We start from the raw sequence: 10,058 nt of genomic DNA, 5'->3' as shown, positions 1-10,058 counted from the left end.
TGGCAGGAAATTCGTTAAGGACTGGGAGGTAAGATATTCACTTAAATTTTCTTCCCTGGTAAACCAGTCATACAGCTTTCCTGCTGCTTCTGCATACTTGGTATTTGCCGAAATAACAATGCTTCTGTCTGAGGAACCAGTCATATAGATCTTGCCATCTGTTTCATCAACCGGAGTAATGAAGCATCCCAGTTCAAACTGTTCCGGGTCTGCATTTTTGATTTCATCCAGCCCTGGCACCCAGGTTCCCTGAGGCAGCATTGCGGCTTTTCCCTCTACAAAGTAGGTAACGGACTGTGGATAAGTCATGGTCAGAGATGATTTTCCAATATAGCCTTCCTGACACATTTTCTCCGCCAGTTCGAATTCTTTTTTAAACAGCTCGGATGCCTGTTTCTCTCCGTTGTAAAGTGCAAGCCCCCATTCCGGTGTGTCTTTTAAGTAATCCCCAAATTGTCTGCTTCTGAAAAACATTTCAAAGGTCCAGGCATCTTTGTCGCCAAATACAAATGGCTCTACTCCGTCTGCTTTTATTTTGTCCGCCGCTGCCCAGAGTTCTTCCATGGTTTCCGGCTCTTTCAGATTCAATTTTTCAAAGTATTTCTTATTATAGAAGATCGGATCCGGTCCGCCCTGGGTACAGACCGGGAAACCGTACTGTTTTCCATCAATGGTATACAGATCTTCTAACGATTTGGATTTCGCCAGAGTCTCCTTTGACGGGCGGCCGCTTACATCCATCAGATACCCTTCTTTTACGAACTTTTCATACTGTGCCGGCTGGATTAAAAATACATCCGGGGCATCATCGGAAATCAGTCTGGTCTTTAACAGCTTATCGTAATTGGTGCCGTCCACTGCCTCCACTTCTACTTTGATGTCCGGGTTTTCTTCCATGAATTTCTCAATGAATGCTTTGTCTTCGCCGCCGGTCATCCATGACACAAACCGGATTGTAGTCTGCTCTGGGGATTCCCCGTCATCCTTTGCCGCTTCTTTGGACTGGCTCTCTTCTGCTGCCTGACTTTCTTTTACCGTCTGCTTCCCTTCTCCGTTAGCATCTGTTCCCTTAGTCTCTGCTCCTTTGGAACAGCCTGCAGCGCTTACTGCCATCATCCCTGCCAAAACCAGTAATAAGATTTTCTTTCTCATACTTTAATACCTCCCAATGTTTTTGTTTTTTAAATCTAACCATATTATATCCAATAAAGAGTATTTCCTGAAATAGGTCATTTTTAATAAACAGTGGGTTATTTTATTGTCCTTTTTTATACTGACCGGGAGTAATCCCCTCCCATTTTTTAAATGTCTTATAAAAATGCTTCACATCTGCAAATCCAATTTTATCACAGATATCTGCTGTCTTCACATTTTGGTCTAACAGTCTTTTGGCTTCTTCGATCCGAACCTTGTTTACATAATCGATAAAATTCAGTCCTTCTTCATTTTTAAAGAATTTACTGAAATACGCCGGGCTGAAATTCACGTGTTCCGCCACACTTTCCAGGGTTAGATGAAAGCCCACATTCTTTTGGATATATTCTTTTGCCCGGATCATGATTTTTTCATTTCCTACCCCGGATTGCTGTTCCAGCGTTTTCATACACAGTAAAATGTTTTCAAACAGAAAGGCTTTCATCTCTTCTATGGTGTCGAATGTCTGGATTTTATTATAGAGGGAAAACTCATTATCCAAAACCCTGGAGCTGTCAATCTCCTTCTTTTCCAACTCTTTATGCAGCAGTACGAATAGGTTTAGATGCATTTTATTTAGTTTTTTTACATCTGCCAGCATTAAGTCAAGAAACGGTGCGTACAAATCATCTACATATTTGTGAATCTGACCAATATCTCCCTGATATAAACTTTTTATAATGGCTTCTTCCGGTAACTGACCTGCATCACAGTTTTTTCTGGCACCGGTCTGCTCCTCGGAGGCGAAATAGATGACTCCCCCGCCCAGAATAAGCCGCTTATTCACCGTATCTTTTGCGGAATTATATGCCGTCTGGATTTTTGAAAGTCCGGACACTTCCCTGCCCACCCCAAAGGTCAGCTCCGCCTGTTTGAAGTAGCCGATATAGCGTTGGATATTATCAAAAAGCTCCTGATAGATCTGCTTTTCATCGTTCTTCCAGGAATCATAATTCAGCAGGATGCCGTTTAGATTTATATCGGAGAAGAAATATACATCCATGCCATTCATTCTGGCAATTTCATTTGTTATATTTTCAATGCCGAACTGAATGATATCCTGGTCTTCCAGGCTGTTTTCCTGATCGGTTCTGCCCTTGATGGTAAAACAGCAGATCTGAAACAGCTTTTTATCCAGGCGTACCGGTTCCCCGCGAAATGCATTGCCATATTTTTCCGAATTACCGCTGTTGCCGGAAATGATATCATAGATATACTGCTTTTTTAATAGCTCCCTGGCTCTGGCCCTGCTTTTGTTCAGCTCCGCATACTGTTCCTTCTTAAAACGGATAATTGCAAGCTTTTCTTCTACTGCATCCATTGCTTCTTTTAGCTTTTTGTCATCAATTGGTTTCAGCAGATAATTATATGCCCCCAGCTCCATTGTACGCTGGGCATATTCAAATTTATTGTGTCCGCTTAGAATAATATAGATAAACTCCTTTTGCAAAGCGTCTGCCTTCTCCATAAACTCTATTCCAGACATCTCCGGCATACAGATATCCAGAAATATTACATCCGGCAATTCCCTTTCCAGGGTTTTCAATGCATCCTGTCCATTGTCATCCATTAAAATATTCCGGTAATGAAATTTATTCAATTGACTTTTCAAAATGTCCCTCGCAAGGCTTTCATCATCAATAATCAGTATTTTCATTTCTTAGTTCCCCCTTTATCACCTTCACCTTTGGATACCGGATTCTCACCGTAGTCTGATGATCCTGGCTGCTGATAAACTTCAGCCCGTATTGTTCCCCATAGTAATAACGGATTCTCGCATTCACATTAAATATCCCGACTTTATCCTTATTTTTCATTACATACTGATCTTCTTTTACAGCCAGCTGTTCATTTATTTCTTTTAATTTATCTTCTTCGATCGTCTTGCCGGTATTGGAGACATAAATGTTAAATTCGTCCCTTACGTTCAGCGCCACAATTTTTATTTCTCCCTCCTGTACGGACTTTTCCAAACCGTGTTTAAAAGCATTTTCGATAATTGGCTGGAGGATCATTCTTGGAATCTCATTATCCAGCACCTCATCATCGATTTCCTTTATAATCGTATATTTATCATGAAACCGGATTTTCTGTAAATAGATGTACTTGTCTATGTACTCCAGCTCTTCTAAGAAGGATACGATATACACGCCCCGGTTCAGGGAATAGCGGAAATTATCGGAAAGGTACTGAATCATGTCCGCAGTCTTGCCGCAGTCCCCCTGCAGTGCCTCGGCTTTTATGGAATTCAGAGTATTAAATAAAAAGTGAGGATTAATCTGGCTTTGATAGTTCTCAAACTCCGCCTGCTTTTTTAACAATTCTAGTTTATATTCCTTGTTAATCAGATTCCGGATATTGGCGATCATGTTGTTAAATGCATTGGCAATGGAGCCAAATTCATCTCTTCTTTTAATATCCACCTGCTCATACATATTTCCATTCTGAAATGATTTTATGGAAGAAATCAGCTTCCGAATGGGTATGTTTATGGTAACGGATACCATAATGGACAGGGCAGTACAGACGAAAAACAAGATTACAGTGAGAACGGTATTATTTCTTTTGATAAATTCTGCTTTAGCTGCTATATTTTCTGAATCCAGGATGGATACCATTTTCCAGTAATTATCCGTGGATTCCCCCCAGGTGATGATTTTTTCACTTCCCAGATCATGAAATCCTTTCTTCTGAAAAATATCCTTCATTTCCTTCTCATCCAGATCGGAATTGGAATAAAATACATTTCCCTGGTCATCATAGACAATATTGATTTCACCCTCTTCTCTCTCTACATTGGCAAAAATCTGTTCAAAGGTCTTCATTTTCTGGTCAATTTTTAATACACCTACTGTTTTATCGTTATAGGGATTTACAATAGTACGGCAGACAGACACCACCTGTTCATGGGCGTTGGTGTAATTATTTTCATGGGGAGCCACAATGACGGCACGTCCGTTAGCATCTATGGCAGCCTGAAACCACCCTTCCTCCCTAACGGTCTTCAGATTCTGGGACGCCATATTCCGGTCATAAAAGAACTTTACTTCACCCTCCAGATCAATCATGCTGATACAATCCAGCTTGAAATTGCCCTGAATGATGCTCACCAGGCTTCCATAGACGGAATTATAATTATTGATATATTCCTCGGTAAGGTTCTCTGTGTCTGTATCCAGTACATAGGAGATGTTCTCAAAATTATACAGGGCAATGGACTGGCTCTTTAACACATTAAAGTTTTCTTTTATATTTTGGGCAATCTGATTATTTAAGTTTCCCTTGCTGTCTATATAGCTGTCATAAATGCTCCGGTATGACATGTAATAGGAAATAGCCGAAAAAATAATGATTGGGATACAGATGCTGACGAATAACATGAAGAATAATTTGAAGACTATTTTTTCTCTTAGTAAATTTCTCATAGCTCTCCTCTTATTTGGGCTTTCCATCTGGTTAAATGCAATTTATTTCATATGTATTTCATTATATCCGACAATTGTAGTTTTAGAAAGAACTTTTATAAATAATATAACTTTAATATCCAACATTCATTATAAAACTGAAACTAATACGCACAAACCGTTCCATCCGATACAATTTACGATGCTACAGCAGAAAAGTAGCCATGATTTTATTATGAAATCATGACTACTTTCTATTTAACTGAATCTATCCATTGTCTATATAAACGCTATTCCTTAAAATTCGCCTTAAATATTTGCTAATTCTTTAAAACATTCCTGAACAGCAAGATATTTTTCCCAATCAACACCCTTCAATATATCCTGACGCTGATTAAATTGAGCTACTGATGTCCGTATAGAAAAATAAACATCAAATTTTGCTTTCGTAACGTATCGTCTGTATGTTAAATACCTTCTTTCCGGGTCAACATTCTCTACGAATTCATTCCCGGCATCTATAATTTTTTTATCATAATCACTTTCCTTAGAAACTGAGTTCAACAAAAAAGTTTCCAATGCGCCCGTTTCTTCAAAAGGAATAATTAAAGTTAATATCTTAAAACATACTTCTTGCTGGCGACCATTTTCAACGCTGCACGTTAACCAAATCCCATTGTTTAATTCTCCATCATAACTTACTTCACGATTCTGTAATATATCCATTATGCTTTTTAAAAATTCTGCTTCCGTTCCCGCCTCATCTCTGTCTGTGACAATAACAATATTTTGAACTGATGCCGGATTATCAGAAGATATTTGGTTACGTTCAATCAGTTTTTCAAAAACTCCCGGTATCTGACTGCAACCACCCGCTGAACCAATCGTTAACTTATCATTATTTTTGATCAACGTCCTTGCCATTTTGAATGGAACAATTTGTTCATGCTTTTTGATATCCTCCATATGCCTTTCTCATAAAATATTGAAGCAACACATAATCAGTGGACCCCTCACACAGTATCACACTTTTCATTTATCTTAACTCCAATCCCATCTCGTCTTTTGCCTCAATCGCTTTGCGACTGATTAATCCACGCGCAACAGTCTTTTCTTTATTCTGAAATAAAGTGAATACTTTTATATGTTCTTGTAGATCCGGGCAACATTTAAGCACTTTATCTATTGCTTCTTCACTATGAGATGTCATGAATAATTGTACATTTAGTTTCATACAAGTTTTCAAAATCCACTCAAATACATTATTCATTGCAGATGTGTGAATTGCTGTTTCAAATTCATCTAACAGCAGAATCCCATTTTGAGATGAAATAACGGCACTCATCAACAAAATAGCTTTTTTTAACCCATCACCATATACATTTAACGGCAATGCCTTTTTATGATTTTTTGATAGAATTTTATATACATTACCTCTTCTGTACTTTTCATTAGCATTATCCACGTTAATACTAATAATACCATTATCAAATTCTCTTAATACTTCCAACATTTCTTCATATAAATCCGGAGTGTCCAGAACCTTATTTAAAAAAACAATACCATCTGCATGTCTGGTTGGTGATATATATATTGCTTCCGTATAATCTGTTGTTTTGTTATTAAAAGCAAGATTCATTTTTCTTTGAAAATCATATACAGAAACCTCCTGCATTTTCTCATTATTGATATAAATAGATAATTTCAATTTAGATACATCTACTATCATTTCATCTGAATTTTCTATATTTCCATCACTACCCCAATCCCTATTTACACCATCAATCTCATCTATCTCCCGCACCGTCAGACTCTCTTCATTCTCCTCACCCATAACTCTGACTGTGGTTACCTCACCATCAGACCTCTTTATAGAATATTTAATTTCTTTACATTCATCATCTATATTAAATAAATCCTGAAATCCTTCATAATATGAATATCCCAGGGATACTGGAACATTTTTATCATTTCTGATAGCAGAAACCCACATTTTTAGACTCTCTGGCATTTCTGTACTTTTCAATATTTCTAGCACACTTGTTTTGCCGCAATTATTATCACCCGTAAGGATGTTAATATCCGCTAAATCAGTCATTTCTAAATTTCTTACTCCTCGAAAAGTATCAATTACTAATGATTGTATATGCTGTGCCATTTCTACCACCTTTCTTAAAAACATTATTAATATTGACATTATAGCGTATCTCATACTTATTAACAATAGCATTATTACGTGTTTTTGAAAATCTCAACCTGTTAAGCCATGGTGCCAGATTTTCAAAAAGAAGATTGCTTTTTCCCCTATTATCTTTTATGATGTTAAGTAGTAGTCCCTAAGCTCTAGTTTATAGACTACTGCCTAACAAATAAAGGATAAGAGGGATTTTAAGATGAAAACAAATAAAATACTAAAAGAATATTCGGCTATCACATTTGGTACCCTGCTGATTGCCATTTCCGTTTACTTCTTTATGATTCCAAGCAAGGTAATTGTTGGAAGCCTGTCCGGACTTGTAATTGTACTTTCTAATTTCCTGCCGTTTTCCATATCAGTCATGACATTTTGTTTAAATGCAGTGCTCCTGGTCATCGGGTTTATCTTTATCGGAAAGGAATTCGGGGCAAAGACGGTTTATACTTCTGCGCTGCTTCCAGTGTTCTTGTTTCTTTTTGAATTGCTGTTTCCCAATGTAAAATCTTTAACCGGAGATATTCTCATCGATACGCTCTGTTACATTTTGCTTGTCAGTGTAGGGCTTGCCATGTTGTTTCATGTAAATGCCTCCTCCGGAGGACTGGATATCGCCGCGAAACTGCTGAATAAAATTACACATATTGAAATGGGTAAGGCAATGACGCTTACCGGTATGTGTGTCGCTGTGAGCTCCATCTTTGTCTATGATACCAAATCCGTTGTCATGAGTATTTTAGCTACCTATGCTAACGGTATTGTCATTGACTACTTTATAGATGGCTTCAACCGCAAGAAAAGGATTTGTATCCTTTCGGATAAATACCAGGAAATCCAGGAGTTTATCGTTAGGGAGATCAAACGGGGCGTCACACTTTATCCTGCTTACGGCGGGTTTAACAAAGAGGAAAAAATGGAACTTCAGACCATACTCTCCAGAAATGAATATGCGAAGTTATTAGAATATCTCAGTGAAATTGATGTGAAAGCATTCGTTACGGTGGGAACCATTAATGAAGTGATTGGGGAATGGAACCCCAAGCATAAATAGAACGTAAAAGACGGGATATATTTACACATACCCCGTCTTTTATCTTATCTTTTATCTTATCTTTTGTCTTAATCTATTATTTTTATCTATCTGTATCTTAAATCTTTTCTAATTCTGCTTCCTTTATTTTACTTTAATTGTTTTTAATGCACTATAGCTTCCATATACCTTTTTACCTCTGGAATCCATTTTATAAGCTCTTACTTTTACGTAATAAGTCTTCTTAGATTTCAATTTGGCAACGGACTTTGTGGTTTTGCCGGTGGTCACATATTTCACACCTTTTTTAAATTTCTTGTCTGTGGTATAAGCAATCTGGTATCCTTTTGCTCCGCTGACTTTCTTTTTCAGCTTCACGGTGAATGCCTTTTTCTTCCCTGACAAGGACTTGACAGCAGGTTTGCTTACTTTCACTTTTTCCCATTTTGCATACAGGGTATAGCCGCCGCCGCTGATGTCTTTCACTTTTGTCTTGAATTTGCGGTCTTGATACCATCCCTTAAATGCATATTTTGCTCTTTCCGGAACCTTCAAGGTTGTTTTGGTGCCATCATAGCTTGTGGGGTTTTGCTTCGCATTCTTGCCGCCGTTTAAATAATACTTTACGTCATAATTTACCGTAACCGTACAGCTTACTTCGCATTTCGATCCGTCAGCTGCAATTGCTTTGATAACAGACGTTCCGCCGTTTACTGCGGTAATCTGCCCGTTGCTGTTAACTACAGCCGCTTTTGGATTGCTGGAGCTCCATACTACATTTTTATTAGAAGCATTCACTGGCAGCACGCTGACAGCCAGCGCAACCCTACTTCCTTTTTTCATGCTAAGCTTTGTGTTGTTTAGCCGAAGCTGGCTAACCATTACTTTTTCCGGCACAGGAACTTTTTTAACCAGTTTTGACGCTGCTGTTTCTAATACCGCTTTTGCTGCATCCACCTGATCTTGCGTTGCTTCTTTATCTCCCAGTAATTCTCCTGCTTTCTTTAATGCCTGAACAAATTCTGCCCAACCTGTTTCCTGATAGTCTGACTGTTTTTTATCTTTCTGAACATCATAAACGCTTTGCAGTTTTGATTTATCCACCACTACAGGAGGAATCTTTTCACTGATTAATTCCACATCCAGATAGTCAAGCTCTGCCCCATCCAGACTTTCGGTTTTCCCGATATAAACTGTATTAGCGCCTGCATGCAATTCTACACTTAATTCATATCCGATCCAGTTATCCGGACATATTCCATCTGCGTCTGATGCATTAAATGGAATAGCTTTACAGATAGAGGCCGTTCCATTATTTACTTTTACTTCCATTCCTGCTTTATCACTTTTAGTAGCTGCACCAATATAAAGTCTGTAATCCCCGGCTTTTTCTACCTGAACCTGAATTGTGGTTCCACTGTTTTCGCTTGTTAAATTAGCAATCTTCTGTCCGCCCGAAGAATTATAGGTGTCACAGATTACCGCTCCGCCGCTTAATATGCCGTCTTCTGCCTCGTAACGGTCTCTGGGGATAACCGGTGTTCCTGATGGCTGATTTACTTTTCCATTGTAGGCAATTGCTTTACCAAAATTAGGTGTTCCATCCTCATTCCAGGTGAATTTTTGAGTACGGACGCCGCGTCCGTTCCAATTCTGCCCGGAACCTTTAGTAGCGTGATATACCAGATAATTTTCTGTTCCATCCGGAGATACGGTAAAGCAGGCATGTCCGGTAGAATAAGTACTTGGCGGATTTTTCTGGAAGACCGGTTCTGTTGCTTTTTCCCAGTCTTCTGCTTTCATCGGATCTCCTCCTTTTTTCAGTGTCAATCTTCCCAGACAGTAATTATCCGTCCAGCTTCCGCTTGCCGAAAAAATAATATTGGCAACGCCATCCGGTGATACCAGAACCTGTGGGCCTTCATTAATCCTCGGAAAACCATCCAGCTCCCAATTGTATTCCGGCTTTGAAAGCATTACTCTTTTTCCGGAAATGGTACAGGGATCTGACATTTCAGCAATGTATATCCGCTGTTCTTCATTTACCATTCCATCCCACCCGGACCATACAGCGTATAGTTTGCCATTGTACTCTAATACAGTCTGGTCAATTGCCCATCTGTCTGTATCCGGGGATAACTTTCCTTTAAATTCATATTCGCCCATTGCATTGTCTGTTTTGCTTTCCAGCACATACATTCTATGGTCAGCTCCAGCTCCGGCGGTATAATAGATA

The 10,058-nt window shown here is 38.7% G+C and carries 7 protein-coding genes; 1 reads left to right on the top strand and 6 read right to left on the bottom strand.

Annotation, left to right across the window (positions count from 1 at the left end; all coding sequences use genetic code 11):
* From ACH2DQ_RS02025 to ACH2DQ_RS02005, 5 genes are all read right to left on the bottom strand, one after another.
* Positions 1-1,152: ABC transporter substrate-binding protein (locus ACH2DQ_RS02025; RefSeq protein WP_395025312.1), on the bottom strand; the 1,152-nt coding region annotated here is incomplete at its 3' end.
* Positions 1,153-1,255: 103 nt separating this feature from the next.
* Positions 1,256-2,851 carry a response regulator gene (locus ACH2DQ_RS02020; protein WP_394915847.1) on the bottom strand — a complete coding sequence of 532 codons (1,596 nt, stop codon included), beginning with the start codon at positions 2,849-2,851 and terminating at the stop codon, positions 1,256-1,258.
* The gene (locus ACH2DQ_RS02015; RefSeq protein WP_394915848.1) at positions 2,832-4,619 is read right to left on the bottom strand and encodes a sensor histidine kinase; all 1,788 of its coding nucleotides are present in this window, start codon (positions 4,617-4,619) and stop codon (positions 2,832-2,834) included. The genes ACH2DQ_RS02020 and ACH2DQ_RS02015 overlap by 20 nt, the downstream gene beginning before the upstream one ends.
* A gap of 288 nt (positions 4,620-4,907) precedes the next feature.
* Positions 4,908-5,564, bottom strand: coding sequence for a DUF3226 domain-containing protein (locus tag ACH2DQ_RS02010; RefSeq protein ID WP_395025309.1), 657 nt, complete (start codon positions 5,562-5,564; stop codon positions 4,908-4,910).
* 70 nt (positions 5,565-5,634) lie between these two features.
* A complete protein-coding gene (locus ACH2DQ_RS02005) occupies positions 5,635-6,756 on the bottom strand; it encodes an ATP/GTP-binding protein (RefSeq protein ID WP_394915850.1) in 1,122 nt (373 codons plus the stop codon).
* Positions 6,757-6,991: 235 nt separating this feature from the next.
* On the opposite strand from ACH2DQ_RS02005, the gene ACH2DQ_RS02000 reads away from it, so the two are divergent.
* Positions 6,992-7,843 (top strand): YitT family protein, encoded by an 852-nt coding sequence (locus ACH2DQ_RS02000; RefSeq protein ID WP_394915851.1) that lies wholly within the window; start codon positions 6,992-6,994, stop codon positions 7,841-7,843.
* A gap of 123 nt (positions 7,844-7,966) precedes the next feature.
* On the opposite strand, the gene ACH2DQ_RS01995 is transcribed toward ACH2DQ_RS02000, so the two are convergent.
* The coding region (locus ACH2DQ_RS01995) for a family 43 glycosylhydrolase (protein WP_395025306.1) at positions 7,967-10,058 on the bottom strand (2,092 nt) is incomplete at its 5' end.

The organism is Robinsoniella sp. (genome assembly GCF_034124845.1).
The sequence above is the reverse complement of the archived record's forward strand: the minus strand, read 5'-3'. Positions and strand labels throughout refer to the sequence as shown.